The sequence below is a fragment of the Desulfovibrio piger genome (genome assembly GCF_951793255.1).
Taxonomy (GTDB): domain Bacteria; phylum Desulfobacterota; class Desulfovibrionia; order Desulfovibrionales; family Desulfovibrionaceae; genus Desulfovibrio.
This window is the reverse complement of the sequence record NZ_OX636706.1, coordinates 2,649,318-2,668,732: the sequence shown is the minus strand read 5'-3', so window position 1 is coordinate 2,668,732 and position 19,415 is coordinate 2,649,318. Positions and strand designations below refer to the sequence as shown.

13 protein-coding genes are annotated in these 19,415 nt (G+C 62.7%); 5 read left to right on the top strand and 8 right to left on the bottom strand.

Features of this window, described 5'->3' with window-relative positions; genetic code table 11:
* Positions 1-24 precede the first annotated feature (24 nt).
* The 7 genes from Q4I12_RS11880 to Q4I12_RS11855 all read right to left on the bottom strand — a co-directional run bounded on the left by Q4I12_RS11880 (position 25) and on the right by Q4I12_RS11855 (position 8,784).
* Entirely contained in the window at positions 25-1,236 is a 1,212-nt protein-coding gene (locus Q4I12_RS11880; RefSeq protein WP_204674366.1) for a glycoside hydrolase family 57 protein, read from the bottom strand.
* Position 1,237: 1 nt separating this feature from the next.
* Entirely contained in the window at positions 1,238-2,701 is a 1,464-nt protein-coding gene (locus Q4I12_RS11875; RefSeq protein WP_297158377.1) for a glycosyltransferase, read from the bottom strand.
* Positions 2,701-4,749 carry an amylo-alpha-1,6-glucosidase gene (locus Q4I12_RS11870; RefSeq protein WP_302261670.1) on the bottom strand — a complete coding sequence of 683 codons (2,049 nt, stop codon included), beginning with the start codon at positions 4,747-4,749 and terminating at the stop codon, positions 2,701-2,703. Before Q4I12_RS11870 ends, Q4I12_RS11875 begins: the two co-directional genes overlap by 1 nt.
* Positions 4,750-5,013: 264 nt before the next feature.
* Positions 5,014-7,095 carry an HD domain-containing phosphohydrolase gene (locus tag Q4I12_RS11865; RefSeq protein WP_302261668.1) on the bottom strand — a complete coding sequence of 694 codons (2,082 nt, stop codon included), beginning with the start codon at positions 7,093-7,095 and terminating at the stop codon, positions 5,014-5,016.
* A 3-nt stretch (positions 7,096-7,098) separates the two neighbouring features.
* Positions 7,099-7,584 (bottom strand): transglutaminase-like cysteine peptidase, encoded by a 486-nt coding sequence (locus Q4I12_RS11860; protein WP_302261667.1) that lies wholly within the window; start codon positions 7,582-7,584, stop codon positions 7,099-7,101.
* 386 nt (positions 7,585-7,970) lie between these two features.
* The gene (locus Q4I12_RS13995; protein ID WP_367891474.1) at positions 7,971-8,513 is read right to left on the bottom strand and encodes an IS5 family transposase; all 543 of its coding nucleotides are present in this window, start codon (positions 8,511-8,513) and stop codon (positions 7,971-7,973) included.
* A complete protein-coding gene (locus Q4I12_RS11855; RefSeq protein WP_302259935.1) occupies positions 8,422-8,784 on the bottom strand; it encodes a transposase in 363 nt (120 codons plus the stop codon). The genes Q4I12_RS13995 and Q4I12_RS11855 overlap by 92 nt, the downstream gene beginning before the upstream one ends.
* Before the next feature lie 237 nt (positions 8,785-9,021).
* On the opposite strand from Q4I12_RS11855, the gene Q4I12_RS11850 reads away from it, so the two are divergent.
* The 4 genes from Q4I12_RS11850 (at position 9,022) to Q4I12_RS11835 (ending at position 16,510) form a co-directional block, all read left to right on the top strand.
* On the top strand, positions 9,022-10,314 hold the full coding sequence (locus Q4I12_RS11850) for a TolC family outer membrane protein (protein WP_302261665.1): 1,293 nt from the start codon (positions 9,022-9,024) through the stop codon (positions 10,312-10,314).
* Positions 10,315-10,461: 147 nt separating this feature from the next.
* Positions 10,462-12,759 carry a type I secretion system permease/ATPase gene (locus Q4I12_RS11845; RefSeq protein WP_302261664.1) on the top strand — a complete coding sequence of 766 codons (2,298 nt, stop codon included), beginning with the start codon at positions 10,462-10,464 and terminating at the stop codon, positions 12,757-12,759.
* The gene (locus Q4I12_RS11840; protein WP_302261663.1) at positions 12,746-14,419 is read left to right on the top strand and encodes an HlyD family type I secretion periplasmic adaptor subunit; all 1,674 of its coding nucleotides are present in this window, start codon (positions 12,746-12,748) and stop codon (positions 14,417-14,419) included. Before Q4I12_RS11845 ends, Q4I12_RS11840 begins: the two co-directional genes overlap by 14 nt.
* Before the next feature lie 21 nt (positions 14,420-14,440).
* Positions 14,441-16,510: an HD-GYP domain-containing protein gene (locus Q4I12_RS11835; protein WP_302261661.1), complete on the top strand. Its 2,070-nt coding sequence runs from the start codon at positions 14,441-14,443 to the stop codon at positions 16,508-16,510.
* An 80-nt stretch (positions 16,511-16,590) separates the two neighbouring features.
* Here Q4I12_RS11835 and Q4I12_RS11830 read toward each other — a convergent pair whose 3' ends face one another.
* Complete coding sequence (locus Q4I12_RS11830; RefSeq protein ID WP_297158390.1) at positions 16,591-17,187, bottom strand: nucleotidyltransferase family protein; 597 nt, start codon at positions 17,185-17,187, stop codon at positions 16,591-16,593.
* A gap of 196 nt (positions 17,188-17,383) precedes the next feature.
* Between Q4I12_RS11830 and fdhF the strand changes: the two genes are divergently transcribed.
* Positions 17,384-19,414, top strand: coding sequence for a formate dehydrogenase subunit alpha (fdhF, locus tag Q4I12_RS11825; RefSeq protein WP_168936512.1), 2,031 nt, complete (start codon positions 17,384-17,386; stop codon positions 19,412-19,414).
* The last annotated feature ends 1 nt before the right edge of the window (position 19,415 follow it).

The following is a 19,415-nucleotide window of genomic DNA, read 5'->3' as shown; positions in this document are numbered from 1 at the left end:
CAGGCAGGCCGTGCCGGGAGTGCGCTAACTGCGGGACGCTCCGGCAGCGGGCAGGGGGGCATCCAGGGTCAGGCCGAAGTCGGCCAGTACGTTCATGTAGTTGATGTAGGCATCATAGGGGGTGCCGTACGGATTGAAATAGCTGTGCACGTCGCCGTCGGCGAACCACTTGGTGCACATATAGTAAAAATGGTCGGATGTCTGCAGGCGTCGCCAGGTGCGCAGCAGATCTTCGTTGCCGCCGGCCTTCACCTTTTCTTCCAGACGGTAGACAGCCGTGATGGCATCCTGCTGCATGTCATTGCCCAGCCAGGCGGTCAGGTCGCGCTCGGCGTCGGCCCAGGACATGAAATTGTGCACGTCGAGACTGGCCACGGGCTGGAACATGGCCGCCGCTTCGGTGGGCGTCACGAAACTGAAGCCCGGCAGGGAAAGCAGGACGTCCGGCAGGGCCTCCATGAACTGGAAGATGCCCGTGGATTCCCACTGGTGTTCGCCAAAGGTCTCGTAGTCCATGAACAGGTTGATGATGTCCCCTGCGGCCCCGGAGGCCTGGGCCCAGCTGGCGAATTTTTCCGCCGTCAGCGGGAATTCCGGCCATTCGTGGTTGGAGAAGCGGAAGGCGATGTCGTCGGAAAGGCGGTAGTTCTTGAGCAGCAGGCGCAGGGAGTCGCACCCCGAAGGCCTGTAGACGAAGTTGGGGCTGCGCCAGCCCAGCACATGGTCGGCGCCTTCCGCCAGGATGGCCTTGTAGCCCATTTCCTCCACGGTACGGGCCAGGGCGTTGTTGTAGATGAGCTCGGTATTGCGGAACGAGGTGGGCCGCACTCCGAACAGCTCTTCGATGCGGTCATCGTGCAGGCGGACCTGCTCCCGGAACTCGTCAGGCGAGTAGAGGAAGGCCAGCGAGTGGTTGTAGGTCTCGGAAAGCAGCTCCACGCAGCCGGTGGCCACCAGCTCCCGGTAGCTCTGGATGACTTCCGGGGCGTAGGTCTCGAACTGGTCCAGGGCCGTACCGGAGATGGAGAAACTCACCTTGAACTGCCCCTCATGGCGCCGGATGAGCTTGAGCAGCAGGGCGTTCATGGGCAGATAGCATTTGCGCGCCACCTTGAGGAGGATGCCGCAGTTGGCGTTCTCGTCCTCGTACCAGGAATTGGCGCCGATATCGAAGAAGGTGTAGTGGCGCAGACGGTACGGCTGGTGTACCTGAAAATAGAAACAGATGGCGGACATGCTATCTCCTCCCCGCAACAAGCTGGTCGTAGATGGCGCGCAGCTTGGTGGCGGCATTCTCCCAGCGGATGTTCTTCAGTTCTTCACGGCAATTGCGGACTTCCTCGGCGGCCAGCAGGGGATAGGCCAGCAGGGCGCAGATCTTGTTGGCCATTTCCCGCACATCCCAGAAGTCGGCCTTGATGGCGTTGCGTACCACTTCCGCCACGCCGGACTGGCGCGAGATGAGGACGGGGACGTCGTAGGCCATGGCTTCCAGCGGCGCGATGCCGAAGGGCTCGGAAACGCTGGGCATGACGTAAAGGTCGCTCATGGCGTACATGCGGTCCACTTCGCCGTTGCGCAAAAAGCCCGTGAAATGGAATCGGTCCCCGATGCGCAGGTGGGCCACACGGCGCACCATGTTGGGCAGCATGTCGCCGCTGCCGGCCATGATGAAACGCGTGTGGGGCAGACGGTCCAGTACCAGCTTGGCGGCTTCGACAAAATAGTCGGGGCCTTTCTGGTAGGTGACGCGGCCCATGAACAGGACCCGCTTCTCATGACGGCAGCGTTCGGGGATGACCACGCTCTTGTGGATGTCATTGCGGGAGACGGCGTTGTGGACCACGGAGATCTTGTCCTCGGGGATGCCGTACTGCGCCATGACTTTCTGCTTGGTGTAGTGGCTCACGGCCACGACGCGGTCGGCGGCCTCCATGCCTGCCTTTTCGATGTCGGCCACGGTCTGGTTGAGGTTGTCGCCGCTGCGGTCATGCTCCAGGGCATGGATATGGGCCACCAGCGGTTTGCCCGTCAGCTGCTTGACCAGCATCCCCGCCGGATAGGTCATCCAGTCATGGACATGGATGACGTCGAATTCCAGGCGTCCGGCGATGACGGCCGCGGCGCAGGCATAACGGTAGACTTCGCTCATGAGGTCTTCGCCGTAACCGCCGTGCAGCGTCAGGGTCTCGCACTGTTCCCGGGTCTCTGCGATCTCGCGCAGAAGGTGCTCCCGCTCCGGGCCTTCATGCTGCAAGACGGTCCGCAGGGTCGGGTCGGCCAGACGTTTTTCGGAAAGCAGACGCTGGAGCTCCCGGTGCTCTTTCAGATAGCTGCCGCTGTTCAGATAGGGGCGCAGCGGCGAGTCGATATATTCCAGATGCAGCTTTTCGCGCCAGATCTCTTCGATCTCGTCCCGGAAGCCGGGGACGAGCTTCGTGTACTGGCGGTCATGCCATATCTCGCGCACGTCTTCTTCGCGCCGGAGACGGGCGCTGCGGGTGCAGACCCGGGTGCCCGAGGCGGAAAACATGGTCAGGCCGTCCGGCAGATGGACAGGGCGGTCACTTTCGGCACGGGGCAGGACAAAGAAGATCTCCGTGCCTTTCTTGGCCAGTGCCGTGGCCATGCCCTGGCAGGCCGTGCCCAGCCCGCCGCTCTTGAAGGGGGAAAATTCCCAGCCGAACATGAGGACGCGCATTACCTGTCTCCTTGCAGCAGGGCGTTTTCCCACTGCGCATAGGCCTGGGGAGCCACCTTTTCCAGCCTGTTCAGCAGACGCAGGCATTCGGCCACGCTCCAGGCCTGGGCGATGCAGCCGTTGGGCAGATGCGGCGGGTCTCCGTCGAATATCTCGGAGATGCTCCCGATACCGGCGCCGCCCAGATGGCTGCCGAAGAGGGGCGTCAGGGTATGCAGCAGGTCGCGCGCGGCGCCTTCCTCATCCCAGGCAGCCCGCAGCAGGGCATCGCCGTAAGCGCCCAGAAGCCAGGGCCAGACCGTGCCCTGATGGTAGGCTTTGTCACGCTCTCCGGGCCCGCCTTCATAAAGGGAGCAGTACTCGTTGGCGCTGGGGGCCAGCGTGCGCAGCCCGCAGGGGGTCAGCAGGCACTGGCGCACGCGCGAGACCACGGAGGCGTAATTGTCTTCTTCGAGGATGGGGAAGGGCAGGGAAACGGCGAACAGCTGGTTGGGCCGCACACGGAAATCCCGCTCGCCATCCCGCCAGACGTCGGCCAGATAGTCGCCCCGGTAATCTTTGATCCAGTGCCGGTGGACGAAAACGGCGCGCATGCGGTCCCGCTGGTCGACGGAATCCTGCCAGTGAGGTTCGTCGAAGCGCCGGGCCAGATGGTCGGCAAAGGCCAGGGCATTGTACCACAGGGCGCTGATCTCCACCGGCTGGCCGTGCCGCGGCGTGACGGGCCTGCCGTCGACCACGGCGTCCATCCAGGTGAGCTGGGTCTGTTCGTCGCCCACGTCAAGGAAGCCTTCCTCGTCGGCACGGACGAACGGGACCTGCCCCCCGGCATAGGCCCGGAGGATCTCCTTGATGGTGGGCCAGCAGTGCTCTTTCACAAAGCCCATGCGCTGCGGATCGACCTGGAGCAGCATCTGCACGGCCCAGACATACCAGAGGGAAGCGTCCACGGAGTTGTAGGCATGACGGCCGTCGGCGGAAAAAACGTTGGGGATGAGGCCGCCACGCACGGCGGCGCCCATGTTGGCAAGGATCTGTTCGCCCAGATCCTGGCGACCGGCAAAAAACGTCAGGCCGGGCAGGGCGATCATGGTGTCGCGTCCCCAGGAGCCGAACCAGTGGTACCCGGCCACGATGCTGTCGATCCGGCCGGTCGTGCTGCCGGGCGTGGCGATGAGGAAACGTTTCCCTTCCCGGGCCAGATGCTTTTGCAGGCTGTCCGTCTCGGCTTCTTCGTCGCTCCGGCGCTGGCTCTCTTCCTGCCACAGCCGTTCGAAGTCATGCCGGCTGTGTTCCTTTTGCAGGCTCTCCGTGGAGACGGTGAGATAGACGGCATGGCCGGGAACAAGATCCACTTCGAAAATCCCGGGCATGAACAGGTCTTCCTGGAAGGGGAAGCCCCGCTCCTGTTCCACGAGATACTCGATGTTGTAGTACCAGTCCTGGGCCGTCTGCCAGGAGGAAGGGCCGTCCATCTGCAAAAAAAGTTCGGGCAGCTGGGGATCCGGGCGCACGGATGCCCCGTACAGGGTCGGGGAGACGCTGCTGTCGATGGCTTTGTCGGCGCGGATGACCGCATGCATGTTGCGGCAGGCCAGCAGGGGCTTGATGCGCAGGCGCAGGGGCGGGGGCTCGGGACTGGCGATACTGGCCTTGTAGCGTATGAGGAGGACATGCCGTCCCGGCAGCAGCATGAGCTCGCGGGTCAGCGTCACATCGCCGAAACGGTAGCGGAAAGAGGGCCAGAGCCCGGCAGAGGCGGCCTGCATGTATTCATGCCCGCGCGGGAAGTACACGCCCGGATGCTTGCGGCAGGAGAAGAAGAACTCTTTGCCTGCCATGAGCAGGGATTCCTCAAGGGTGGAGAGCAGCACATGGCGGCCTGCGGGCCGGGCCAGCTCGGTGACGAACAGGCCGTGGTATTTGCGCGTATTGCAGCATACCAGCGAGCTGGAGGCATAGTCGCCAAGACCGTTGGTCTCCAGCCACTCCTTGCGGAGGGCCTTGCGCAGGTTCTGGCAGGCGGGACGGTCAAACTGGAATTTCATGTATCCTCCTCAACCGGAAAGGATGGACATATCCGCGGAGACCGTGGAGAGGGGCGGGCCGCTGCATCCGCGAAAGTGCAGGGCAGGGGAGGCAAAGCGTCGTCTTTCCGGGGCTGACGGCCGCTTCATATTTGGTTTCAAAATACGTCAGCTCTTGCGGGGATGTCAAAAACATTTTTCCGGGAAAAAGGATACGCACGCTTCCGGCAGAGAGTATGACAAGGGGACGGCGTTTTCACGTCGTCCCCTTGGGTGATCTTCAGTCTAGGCCCGGGAAGGGCTGTCTTCCCCGGCCAGGGCGGAGCGCAGGTCCTCCGCGGGTATCTCCCGTAATGCCAGCACGATGGCGGGATCGAAGGCGGGGCTGGCCGACAGGATGTCCAGGGCCTGGCCGATGGGCATCCCCTGCCTGTAGGCCCGGTCGCTGACCATGGAGCAAAAGGCGTTGACCACGGCCAGCAGGCGGGCATGGGGATTGATCTGATCGCCCTTCAGGGCCCGCGGACCGCTGCCGTCGAATTTTTCGTTCATGTCGTGCAGGGCTTCGGGAACAGGCAGCCCGAAGTTGATCCCGTACAGGACGCGGAAGGCATACTCCGAAGACTGCAGTACGGCCTGCTGCTCCTCGGGCGTGAGCTTGCCGCTTTTGCGCAGCAGGTGGTGCGGTACGAAGATCTTGCCGATCTGCGAAAGCTGGGAAGCCATGCGCAGGGTCAGGACAGCCGTATTGTCCAGCTCCATATGCCGGGCCAGCAGCTCCGCCACATGCCGCATCTTCCGGGTATGGCCCACCAGGTTGGGGTCCACATATTCCACGGCGCGCACCAGGGCTTCCATAAGATGGTGCTGGCGTTCCTGGGTTTTCTGGGCCTGCCGGCGGAAGCGGGTGATATCCTTGAAGATGGCCACGACGCTTCCGGGAAGGGGAGCTTCCTTGGCGGGGTCCTGCTCCTGCCTGTCCAGAAAAACATAGAGGGAGACCCTGTAAAGATGTTCCTTGCCGTCAGTACCGGGCAGGGCCAGCTCCACGCCGTCGAAGGACGGTTCCTTGATCTTGCGTTCGATGCCTGCCTGCAATTTGTCGGCGTCCTCCTGGGGGAAGAGATCCCTGAGGGACTTGCCGGCCAGCTCATCCTGCGGGATGCCGCCGCAGATCTTGGCAAATTCGGGGTTGAAGATGCGGACGCCGTCCGTGGCACTGAACAGGACCAGCCCCAGGCGCATGGAATCATTGACGCTGTCCAGCACCTGCTTCTGGTCGCGGATGACCGTATACAGGGCCTTGAAGTAGGCGGCCGAAGCCCGGTGGGCCCGCCCCACCAGGCAGGAGACCCCGAAGGCCAGCAGCAGGCCGATCCCCAGGCTGGTCAGCAGGCCGACGGCATAGATCTGCATGGATTTGTGGAGGATCTCCCGGTCGATGTCCGCGGCGGGCAGGGAGGCCACCAGCATCAGCGTATTGGGCAGCGAGGAAATGAAGGCCAGGGAATAGACGTCATCCCCTTCGGCCAGGGCAGGACGCTTTTTGAAGTCCAGCGAATGGGTGCCGGCCACGCCTGCACGGAGGGGGAGCTGTTGCAGGGCGTCCTCCCGCAGCAGAAAGACGCTGCTCCTGTCCGGGAAAAGATCCACCAGCCTGAGCTGGCTTTCCTTGTCCTGGAGGATGTTCGTCAGGGCCGCGTCCATGGGGAAGCACAGGAGCAGGCAGCCGACGACACGGGGCCTGTCCTTGCCGCTGATCTCGAACAGGGGGGCACCGGCCTGCAATGCAAAGTGGTCATCATGCTTGTGGATGGCGCCAAAGGAAAGCGTCCTCGATGTGACGGCCTGCCGGACGAGAAGATCGTCGTCGTAGTTGTCGGCAGCGTCAGAGGCGCTGTCCACGATCTTGCGGCCACCGGGCAGGAACATGCGGATGCGGTCAAGATCGTTCTGGTAGGCGATGTCCGCCAGCAGCTGCTGCATGTGTTCGCGCTGGTCCTGCAAGGAAAGCTGGTCGCTGTCGGATCCGGGAGCGGCGGTGCGGGAGCTATTGTCCAGCAGGTCGGAGGGCAGGGCGGCCATGTCCGCGGCGAACAGGCGGACGCTCTCCGAAAGGGCCAGCGTGTTGGTCTGTTCCAGCATGGTCCGCCGCCAGTCTTGCAGGCGGATCTGCATGGTATCGATCTTGGACAGGAGGAAGCGGTTTTTGTCCGCCAGGATGGCCTGGGTGCTCCGGTCGACCTGCAGGGAACACAGGGCATAGGAGAGCAGCAGGACCAGTACGAAAAGCACGAGGCTGATGCCCAGCCGTTTGCTCATGAAATGATGCGGCTTGGCAGGGAAGTCGGGGTCGGGAGTGTTCATGGGCTACTCGTTTGTTTTTTTGCCTCGCATGTGGGCCCAGCGTGACTTCTCGTTGAACGAGAACTGCGGGACATAATGTCGCAGGCGCCCCTGGGGCAGGATGGCATTGCTGATGTTGTCCAGGATGACGATGTCCTTGTCCATGTAGACGGCCAGAACGGCATGGGACAGGCGGCGCAGGGTATCGCGCAGGACAACGATACGCAGTTTGTCCGTATCCATGCCCAGCTCTTTGAGCGTGAAATATTTGACGATGGCGTAATCTTCGCAGTCGCCAGATTTTTTGAGGAACAGGTTGGGCCAGACCCAGTAGTCGGCCTTGCCCCAGTTGATGATATCCTCACGGTAAGGAAAGCGGTTCCAGAACGTGTTGACATAGCGCAGCAGTTCCATGCCGCTTTTGCCCTGCGCCCCCTGTTTGAAGGAATCCCAGGTGGCGGTCCGGGTGAAGACCTTGCCGCTGACGAAGATGGGCTCCAGCTCGTTCATGCGGCGGACCTCAGCCCAGGCGGGCAGGCTGTCGAGAGGGCGCCGGAACTCCACGGTCCCGAACAGGGGGATGGAGGCGGCCTGCGCCGGGAGGATGCCGAACAGACAGACCAGAAAAACGGCAAGGCAGGCGGAGATGCATGCGATCCGGTGCGGGCGTATGACCGGAGACCGGAGGGGAGACCGGGCCGGGCAGGATATGGGAACGGAGCGCACAGGAAGCATGGGAAAACCGCCGGAAGGCTGATGTCTGGGAATACGGGGATGCGTTTTTGTACTGCGGGGGACGATCCTTGTCGAGATATGTAGAGCCTTTGCAATTATACGGTTACTATATGTATTTTTAGATATTTTGCTCGTTAAGATGATGTCCGGCATACATCTTGCTATACCAGTTTTCTCCAAAGGATACAGGCCAAAGCAAGGTAAAGTAGCCCCATAAAATTGACGAGGTAACAACAGTAGCGAGTACGCAAGCTCCGAAAACCCTTCAACCAGGCGAATGTCCGCTCTACTACCCAGCGGTGGGCAGGAGTCCTCCAGCGGTCCCGAACTTCTTCCCCCCGGCTGCGGATATGCTCCTCAAATCCGTTTACATAGACTTCTTCGCTGACTCGCGGGTAGTCATAGCCCTTGTCCAGACAGAGATGGCGTACGGCAGACCCCAGAAACCAGCCGCCCATTTCCCGGGAGTTCTTCAGCGTCGCTTCTATCAGGCGGCTGTCATGAACATTGGCACCTGTGACTGTCACTCCCAGAGGAATACCCTGACCATCCACATGGAGATGTATCTTGCCGCCGCTTCGGCCCCTGTCCGTCGGGTTGCGTCCAAGGCCCTCAGTCGCTGATTTTTTGAGAGCGCGTCGGGGCTTGCAGCAAGGTGCCGTCCATAGCCTGCCATTGGGCGTCGACGCCGACCTTTTCCCCATATTCAGCAAGAAGGATGCGAAAAATCTCCGCCATGATGCCAGCTTTGTTCCATCGCTGGAAGTGCTCGTGGACAGTGCTTTTTGATCCATAGCAGGCGGGAAGCATGGCCCATTGGCATCCTGTCCGGCATTTGTAGAGGATTCCTGCCAGAACCGTGCGCTGCGCAAGCGGTTTGCTGCCGCCGCTTCTTTTTCGTTTGAACGGGGCAAGGAGAGGCTCGATACGTTCCCACAGCTCATCAGGCACATCACGAAAATCTGTTTGTTTCATGGGACGAGATTACCACACCTTTTAAAATCAAAAAACATGCCGGACATCCTCTAAAATATGTTGACTATATATATATATATATATATATAGTCAACTCACTCCATTTTTTTGAGGGTGAGCCTAATGCTGAAAAATAAGATAATACCTTTTGCTTTATGTCTTTTCCTCGCTTGGTGGGCAGATGCGGTATGGAGTCAGGAGCCTCCGGCCCGGGGGAATAATACAGCGCATATCACAGTGAACGATACCGTGTACGGTGTGCTGCACAACCATCGCAGCCTGATGAGCATCAAGGAGAACCGTGCGGTCCTGGAGCATGAGCTCAACAAGGCCCGTGCCGGCTTCGGCCCGCGTGTGGACGTCACGGGGGAGATCGGCGTGGGTGTCCTGAGCGATACCACGTCCCGCGGTCTGAACCTCGATGACCAGTGGTTGAGCGTGGGCAGTGTCTCCGCCAAGCTGGTGCAGCCCATCTGGGACGGCTTTGCCACGCGCAGCCGCGTGCGTGCCGCCCAGGCCACCCTGGATTCCGTCAAGGCCAGGATCTTCGACACGGCCATGTCCCTTTCCCTGGACGGCATCATCGCCCACATCGACCTGCTGCGCCGTATCAAGCTGGTGGAGCTGGCCCGCAACAACGTGGCCCGGCATGAGTCCATCCTGGCCCAGGCCCGTGACCGCGCCAGCATGGGGGCGGATACCCAGGCCGATGTGACGCAGGCGGAATCGCGCCTGCAGCGTGCCCATTCCGCCCTGGCCGAGGCGGAAGACGCCCTGCGCGTGGCCTATGCCACCTATTCCCGCCTGACCGGCATCTATACGGTCGGCAAGCTGGATGCGGTGCCCATGCCGGCCGAGATGCCCGATACCGCGGCGGCCTTCATCCAGATGGCGGAAAAGCACAATCCCAAGCTGGCCGCCTATTTGCAGGACATCCGTGCTGCCAAGGGCGAGAAGGAACTGGCCCAGTCAGCCATGTATCCGACCTTCCAGCTAGAGGCCGGGCCGGAGTACAGTGACCGCGGCGGCGACCGTGACCGCTGGGTCTACAGCTTCGATGTCCTGGCCACGGTGCGCTGGAACGTGTTCAACAGCGGCGCCGACGTGGAAGGCATCCGCGCGGCCTCGGCGCGGGAACGCGAGGCCCGGCAGAACCTGTACGATTACATGGACACCCTGCGCCTGGACATGGAATCCACCTGGAGCAACTATCTGGCGGCCAAGGAACAATACAAGTTCTACACCAAGGCCGTGGAAAACAATACCTACACCCGGCAGGCCTACCATGACCAGTTCCTGCTGGGTACGCGCAGCCTGCTGGACGTGCTGGATTCGGAGAACGAACTCTACAATTCCGCCAGCCAGGCCGAGACCGCCCGCGGCAATATCCTTGTAGGCGCCTACCGTATGTGCGCTCTGGCCGGTGACCTGCTGCCCCGTATGGGGGTCCCGGCGGAAGAGATCAAGTCGGGGCCCAAGGAAGCCCAGCCCGTCAAGGGCGAAGATTTTGAAATGGGCTGGTTCAAGTAACCGGGGAGCCCCTGCTTCCCGGGTAGCCCATGACAGCTCCGGCAGCCTGGTCTGCCGGGAGGGTTTCGATGCGACAACAGGCAGAGCTCTTCTGCCTGTTGTTTTGCGACAGGACGTCCACAGGATGGACGTCAAAGGATTGTTCATATGTCGGAAAACGGATCCGGGGAAACACGCGGCCCGGAAATGGCAGCCGGAGGCCTGCGGCCTTCCGATGTCGATTTCATGCCGCCTTTGCTGCGCAGTCTTTCCTCCTTGTGCCGCCTCCGGGGCAAGGCCTTGTCTCCCCAGTTCCTGCTGGCCGGGCTTTCGGGCAGTACCGTCTCGGCCCAGGCGTGCCTGCGGGTCGCCCGCAAGGCGGGCCTGACGGGCAGCGTGCTGTATCGTCCCCGGCTGGCTGACCTCTCCAACCTGACGTTGCCCTGCATCCTGCTGTTGTCCGGCAACCGCAGCTGTGTCCTGACCCGGCTGGTGCCGGGAGCTCCGGCGGGGGCAGAGGCGGGCGAGACCGGAGCCGAGACGGCTCAGGCCGAAGTCATCTTCCCGGAGACGGAAAGCGCCAGCCAGCTGGTGCCCCTGGACGCGCTGCAGGAGGAATATACCGGCTATGCCCTGTATGTGGCTGTCCCCGGCCGTCCGCAGGAGCATGTGGAAAAGCTGCGTCTGGCCAAGGGAAAACGCTGGTTCTGGGACGTGCTGCGCTATTATGCGCCCATCTACCGGCATGTGGCGCTGGCCAGCGTCATCATCAACCTCATCGCTCTGGCCAGTCCCCTGTTCGCCATGAACGTCTACGACCGGGTCGTGCCCAACAATGCCATAGAGACGTTGTGGGTCCTGGCTTCCGGTGTGATCATCATTTATCTGTTCGACTTTTTGCTGCGGGCCCTGCGCACGCACTTCGTGGACGTGGCCGGGCGCAATGCGGACATCGTGCTCTCCAGCAATCTGGTGGACAAGGTCCTCACCATGCGGCTGGAAAGCAAGCCGGAATCCACGGGCTCGCTGGTCAACAACTTGCGTGAATTCGAGCAGTTGCGCGAATTCTTCAGTTCGTCCTCGCTGCTGGCCTGCATCGACGTCCCCTTCCTGGTCATCTTCCTGCTGCTGATAGCCTTCATCGCCGGGCCCATGGTCTTCCTGCCGCTGGCGGCCATGCCCATCCTCATCGGGCTGGGGCTCTTCCTCCAGACCGCGGCACGGCGCTGCGCCGAGCAGAGCTACAAGCAGAACATGCAGAAGAACGCCCTGCTCGTGGAGATGGTCAACGGCCTGGAGACCATCAAGGCCTGCCAGGCCGAGGGCCGGATGCAGCGCCTGTGGGAGGCGGTGGTGGGGCTTTCCGCCAAATCGACGGCGGAGTCGCGCCGGTACAGCAGTCTGGCCGTGACGGCCTCCACCCTGGTGACCCATATGGTCACGGTGAGCATGATCATCTGGGGCGTCTACCGGATCTCGGAAGGCCTGATGACCATGGGAGCCCTCATCGGCTGCAACATCCTTGTGGGCCGGGCCATGGCGCCGCTGATGCAGCTGGCCTCCCTGTTGACCCGTCTGCAGAATTCCCGTGTTGCCCTGCAGGCCCTCGACCTGCTCATGGAGCTGCCTTCCGAAAACCAGTCGGAAAGCTCCTGCATGGATTTTGGCGAGTTGCAGCCCTCCTTCACCGTGGAGAACGTTTCGTTCGCCTATCCCAATTCCATGCGTCTGGCCCTTGAGGACGTGAGCCTGCGCATCAATCCCGGCGACCGAATCGGCATCATCGGGGCCATGGGCTCGGGCAAAAGCACCCTGGCCAAGCTGCTGACAGGTTTTTACCAGCCGCAGAAGGGCAGCATCAAATTCGGGGACGTGGACCTGCGCCAGCTGCCGACCACGGAGCTGCGCGGGCGCATCGGCGTGTTGCCGCAGGACGTGGTCCTGTTTTATGGCAGCATCCGTGAGAACATCGTCCTGGGGGACCCCACCATCAATGACCATCTGGTGTTCCGGGCCGCGGCCCTTGCCGGGGTGACGGATTTTGTCCGCAACAATCCCGCCGGTTTCGCGGCCCAGGTCGGCGAGCAGGGCAAGGCCCTGTCCGGTGGGCAGCGGCAGGCGGTGGCTCTTGCCCGTGCGCTGGTCCGCGATCCTGAGGTGCTGATTTTGGACGAGCCCACCAGCAATATGGACACGGATTCCGAGCAGCGCCTGCAGCAGCGGCTGGCGGCCGTCTCGCAGGGGCGGACCCTGATCCTTGTGACCCATCGCCTGAGCATGCTGCGCATGGTGGACAAGCTGGCTGTCATGGAGAACGGCAGGCTGCGGATGTTCGGGCCGCGTGACGCCATCCTGAAGCGCTTGCGCGACAACGCCGCCGCAGCCAGGAAGTCTGCCCCGGAAAAAGGGCAGGAGGCCCCCGGGGGAGCCGCTGCCGTGAAGGAGGGGATGGATGGACGCCCGTAAGCCGGATCCCGCGACGCAGAGCGGTGACCGTATTGAAACCAGGCCGCCGGAAGATATCTTTTCGTCTTTGCCTCCCGAGGCTCCCGTACCTGACGGGCAGCCCCGGAAACGTTCGTTGTTCGCCCGCATCTTGCAGGTGTTCCGCCTGATCTTCGTGGGGGATGCCGAGCACGAGCAGCGTCCCGCCACCGGCATGGCGGCGCGCCTGCGCGAGAACTTCAGCCAGGCATCGTCCGCCGGAGACAAGCCCATGACGCGAAAGGAGCTGTTCGCGGCTCTGGACGCTCCCCTGCATGGTCTGATGCCGGATGACATCAATTATGCCAGCGAGGTGGATGCGGCCCTGTCCCGCAGGCCCGCGTTCACGGCCCGTGCCCTGTCCGCGGCGGTGGCCTTGCTCGTCGTGGCGCTGCTCGTCTGGGCCGCCTGGGCCCCCATCGACGAAGTGACCCATGCCGAGGGGGCCGTGGTGGGCTCCCGGCGTACGCAGTCGGTCTCCAACCTGGAAGGCGGTATCCTCCAGGCCGTGCTCGTCCGGGAGGGCGAGGTCGTGGAAAAAGGGCAGGTCGTGGCCCAGCTGGAAAACGTCATGGCCGAGAGCTCGTACCGGGATGCCCTGTACAAGCTGGTGGAACACCGTCTGGCCATCATGCGGCTGGAGGCCATGCTGCGTGACGAGGAGCCTGTCTTCCCCAGTGACCTGCCCGTCTTCCTCAAGGAGATACTGGGAGAAGAGCCGGACGGCGTCCTTGTGGAGCGCGCCCGTCAGATCGTCGATGACCAGCGGAACACCTGGAAGGCGCAAAGTTCCAAACTGCGGGCCGAGCTTTCCATGCTGGAGGCCCAGTATGCCCAGCGGCAAAGCGAGGTGGCGGAGCAGCTGGCACGCAAAAAACAGCTGGACGGCAGTCTGGTGCTGGAGACGGAGCAGCGGGATACGGCCAAGCGCCTGCTGCAGCGCAACAACTACTCCCGCATGGATTATCTGGGGCTGGAGCAGAAGATCATCCAGACCCAGGGCGAGATCGATATGCTGGCCGCGGCCATCCCCAAGACGCAGGCCATGATGGATGAGGCCCGGCAGCGCATCGGCAGCCGGGTGGCGGAAGAGCAGCTGGCCATCAGCCAGGAGATCAACAAGCGGCGCACGGAGCTGGGCTCGGTGCGGGAATCCCTGACCGCCGGAGGCGACCGCGTGACGCGCACCGAAGTACGCAGTCCCGTGCGGGGCAGCGTCAAGCAGATACTGGTCAATACGGTGGGCGGGGTCGTCAAGCCGGGCGAGGCCATCATGGACATCGTGCCCATGGACGAGAGCCTTCTGGTGGAGGTGCGCGTCCGTCCGCAGGATGTGGCCTTTTTGCGGCCCGGACAGGACGTGATGATCAAGGTCTCGGCCTATGATTTCTCCATCTACGGCGGCCTGCCCGGCAAGCTGGAATCCATCAGCGCGGACACCATTGAAGACAAAAAGGGCGATTTCTATTACCTTATCAAAGTCCGTACCGGAGAGACGGCCATCCGGCGTAACGACGAGATCCTGCCCATCATCCCGGGCATGATCGTGGTGGCCGACATCATCATCGGCAAGAAGACGGTGCTCGATTATATCCTCAAACCTGTGATGAAAGCCAGGCAGAACGCGCTTACCGAGCGCTGATCCCTGCTGTGCGGAGCTTCTATGCGCAATCCTGAACGTGTGTCACTGCGGCCCCTGCTGGGAGGGCTGATACTGCTGCTCGCCCTGACGGTCATCGGGGCCACCCGCTTCAACAGTGCGGAACAGCGCGAGATCCTCGACAGGACGGGCAGCCAGCTTTCCGCCTATACGTCCACGGCAGCGGCCATGGTGACGGTATGGACCGGTGTCCAGCGCGATGCTGTGGCGGAGATGGCCCGCTACGACATGCTGCGTCTGCTGGCGGCGGAGATAGCGGAGACGGACCTGCCCGTGGCCTTGCTGCGCGAGCTGGGGGAGACCCCCTGGACGGAACAGGAGCATGGGCGGCACAGCGGCCTTGATGCGCGGGACCGTCAGGCCCTGCGCGACATATCGCCCCATGCCACGCTCATCTATCGCAAATTTGTCGAGTTCATCTCCCGGCATGATTTTGCCGGTGCGGCCCTGCTGGACAGGACCCTGGAACCGGTCATGCTGGTGGGGCAGGGCTGGCAGGCGGATACCAGGACGCTGCTGAAGCAGCGCCGGAGCAAGGGAGCCTTGTCCGGGGCGGGCATGCTGCCCGTCCGGCTCCAGGGGGAACGTCTGCTGGTGGATTTTTACTGTCCGGTGACGGCGCCGGGCTATGTTTCGGCGGACGACTCGCCCCAGGGGATCCTGCTGGTCACCTGTGATATCGGCAAGCTCCTGGGAGGGGGCGGCCAGTCCTCCGAGCTGGGCTATATGAGCCTGCTGCTGGAGACCGGCGGCGACCTTGTCCAGGCCATCGGCATGGGCGAACGTCCAAGCCTCAACCTGGTGACCCTGCCTGCTGGCTTCGGTCAGGACATGACGCCCCGGGACATGGTCTTGCCCGCCATTTCCGGAACCATGGACTGCCTTGTGGTCGGCCAGCCCGTGCCGGGGACGTCCTGGTATGCGGCCGTGGCCTGCCGGGCGGACAGCGTCCGGCAGGAACAGGACGACATGGCCTGGCGCGTCTGGACCATGGCCGGCCTGCTGTTCCTTTGCCTGGCGGGGATCCTGGTCTGGTTCTACTGGTGGCTCGGCATCCGCCGGGAGCGGGGCGAGGTGCGGGAGCTGAAAGACCTCTACGCGACCATGTCCCGGCAGCGTTGCCTGCTGGATACGGTCCTGCGGGCCATGCATTCGGCGCTGGCCCTGGTGGATGGTGAAGGCCGCATCGTCTATGCCAATACGGAATTCGCCCGTCTGGCCCGCTGTCAGGGAGAGGTGCTCCACCTTATGCAGGTACGGCATCTTCCGGATTATCTGGCCCGGAGCCTGGAACGCCACGTGGAATTCGTCTGGCGGACAGGGACGGAATTTTCCGATCAGGAAGACATGCTGGTCGAGGGCAAGCTGGTGCACCTCAATGTGCAGTGCCTGCCCTTTGCCGCGGAAGACGGTGCATCAGGGACCGTCGTGGTGGTCTATCGGGACATCACGGCCCATGTGGAGGCGGAACAGCGCCTTGCCACCATGCTGCGCCAGACCGTCGAGGCCTTTACCCACGCGGTGGAAGCGGTGGACCCCTATTTGAAGGGGCAGTCCGGGCTCACCGGCGAGCTCGCCTACCATCTGGCGGCCTGGCTGGGCAAGGACGATCCGGCGCTGGAGTCCACGCTGCGCACGGCGGCCAGCCTGTCTCAGGTGGGCATGATCCGTCTGCCGCACGAGCTGCTGACCAAGGCCGGTCCCCTGACGCCCGAGGAACGCCTGCTGATGGAAAAGCATGTGGATTATGCCGTGGAGGCCCTGCGGGGCATAGATTTCGGCTTGCCTGTCCTGCAGACCATCGAGCAGATGCACGAGCGTATGGACGGTTCCGGCTATCCCCGGAAGCTGCAGGGCGAGGCCATCTGCCTGCAGGCCCGCATCCTGGCCGTGGCCAACACCTTCTGCGCCCTGATGCGTCCGCGTTCCTACCGGCGCCGTCATGACGAACCGGCGGCTCTGGCTATCCTGCGCGAACGTCCTTTCAAGTATGACCAGCAGGTGGTGGATGCCCTGGCGGCGTTCCTGCAAAGCGCGCAGGGTAAGGAATTTGTCCGGATATTGCAGCAATAGCAGCATAAAAAGGGCGGTATCTGTTCCGGATGGGGAAGGGTACCGCCTTTTTCATACGTTATGCCTGGGGCTGCCGAACCTCAGGGCATCCAGAGGTTCACGCCGTCCAGGGAATGCGCGGCACGCCAGCGGCGCAGCTCGTCCAGCGTTCGCACACCGCCTTCCAGAACAGCCTGATAGTATTCCACCCCGTGGATGCTCTCGTTTTCCGGCGTCTCGTATTTGAGGCGCAGGATGGTATCCCGCGTCGTATCGTCTAGGCGCCGGCAAAGACGGTCGGCAAAGCGTTCGAAATAACCGTCGAACGTCGAGCCGCTCTCGATGTGGATGATGTCGATCTGCCAGGGGGCGCCGCCGGGGCGTTGCCAGATGCCATGCCATTCCAGACAGCGTTCTTCTGTTGCGCTGCCGTCCACGAAGTGCAGGCTGTTCAGATAGGGGGAACTGGCCAGGGCCGCCATGACACGGAAGCTGAGGTCGCGGTCCAGAGTCGGCGTGTAGACATGGAAGTCTATGTCTCTGTGCCGGACCAGCAGGCCCGTCCTGAACGAGCCCACGGCATGGACCACGGCGCCTGCCCGGCGCCAGTGTCCTTCGATGTCCAGTTCCGCCACGATATCCCGGGCTTCTGCCTGCGTGGCGCGGGCCATCGCTTGCCAGGGGGATGCGTTGTCCATGCGGGTCTCCTTGTGTGGTGCCGGTCTGTCTTCAAGAAAAGAAAGCCTTTCTCTTTGACATGTTGGGCACCTTTTTTTATGGAAAAAAACGACAAAATTTTCCACTCCAAAGCTGGAAAAAAGGCTCATGCCGGAGTGTGGCGGACAAAGGCGTGCCGTCCCGGCCCGGACATGATGTGATATCGCGGAGAGACTTATGGATATTCGTCACACGGCGACAACCTGCCCGTATTGCGGCTGCGGTTGCGGCCTGACCCTGGAAACTGCGGAAGGCCGCATTCAGCGTTCCGTGCCCACGCCCGACAGCCCGGTCAACCGGGGCAAGCTGTGCGTCAAGGGCTGGAACGTGCATGAATTCATACAGCACCCTGACCGTCTGAAAACGCCCCTGCTGCGGACGGAGCAGGGCTGGCAGTCCCTGGACTGGGAAAGCGCCCTCGATCATGCCGCCGGGGAGCTGGCCCGCATCCGTGACCAGTACGGCCCTGACAGCATCGGCGTGCTGACCTCCGCCCGCTGCACCAACGAAGAGAACTATCTGCTGCAAAAGCTCACCCGTTGCGCGCTGGGGACCAACAATATCGATCACTGCGCCCGTCTCTGACACGGCCCCACTGTGGCAGGTCTTGCCACTTCGTTCGGCAGCGGCGCCATGACCAACTCTTTCGACGAGCTGGAGCAGGCGAGCTGTCTGTTTGTGATCGGTTCCAATACCACGGTCGCCCATCCCATGGTGGGCATGCGGCTCATGCATTGCCATCGTGAGGGCGGCAAACTCATCGTGGCCGACCCCCGCCGGACGGACCTTGCCCGCCTGGCGGACGTGCACCTGCGCCTGCGTCCGGGAACGGACGTGCCGCTGGTCAACGGCCTGATGCATATCATTTATGAAAATGGCTGGCACGATGCGGCCTTCATCGCGGAACGCACGGAGAACTTCGACGAGCTGCGCGAGAGCCTGCGTGAATGGACGCCCGAGCGGACCGAGGAAGTCACCGGCGTGCCGCGTGAGCTCCTGTTCCGTGCGGCGGAGCTCTATGCCCGCTCGGAGACCAGTGCCATCGTCTATTGCCTGGGCATCACCCAGCACCGCTGCGGCGTGAACAATGTCCGTTCCCTGGCCAACCTGTCCATGCTCTGCGGTCAGATCGGTCGTCCCTGTACCGGTGTGAACCCGCTGCGCGGCCAGAACAACGTGCAGGGCGCCTGCGATATGGGCGGATTGCCCAACTATTATCCCGGCTACCAGTTCGTGGATGACGAGAAGGCCCGCCTGAAGTTCGAGGCGGCCTGGGGACGCTCCCTGTCGCCTTTCCGCGGCCTGACGGCCATGGAGATGATGCACGGCCTGCAGGAGGGCAAGCTCAAGGCCATGATCATCATGGGCGAGAATCCCGTGGTCAGCGACCCGGATTCCGGCCATGTGGTGAAGGCCCTGTCGTCGGCGGAGTTCCTGCTCTGCCTCGACATCTTCCCCACGCCGACCACGGAACTGGCGCACATGGTCCTGCCCGGTGCGTCGTTCGCGGAGACCGACGGTACTTTCACCAACTCCGAGCGCCGCGTGCAGCGCGTGCGCCAGGCCATCCCGCCCATGGCGGGGCGGACCAACGGCCAGATCATCCAGGCTTTGTCCCGGCGGCTGGGCTATGACATGCATTACGCCTCGGCGTCGGAGGTCTTTGACGAGATCTGCTCCCTGGCCCCCAACATGGGCGGCATGAGCTATGCCCGTCTGGAAGGGAAGAGCCTGTGCTGGCCTTGTCCCACGCCTGACCATCCCGGCACGCCCATCCTGCATCAGGGGCGCTTCACCCGCGGCAAGGGGCTTTTTGCCGCCATCCCGCATGTGCCTCCGGCGGAACTGCCGGACGAGGAGTATCCCTTCCTGCTCAGCACCGGCATGCGCCATGCCCATTATCTGACCGGGACCATGACGCGCCGTTGTGCCATGCTGGAGCGTGAACTGCCCGAGCTGGTGACGGACATCAATCCCGCTGACGCCAAAAAGCTGGAGATCCGCGAAGGCGCCCGCCTGCGCATGGTCAGCCGTCGTGGAGCTGTGGTCTCGCGCATGCACATCACGGATGATGTGCCCGAGGGCGTGGTCTTCGCTCCCCTGCATTTTGCCGAAGCCATGGTCAACCTGCTGACCTGCACCGCTCTGGATCCGGTCAGTAAAACCCCTGAATACAAAATCAGCGCCGTCAGGCTGGAGAGGGTCTAAG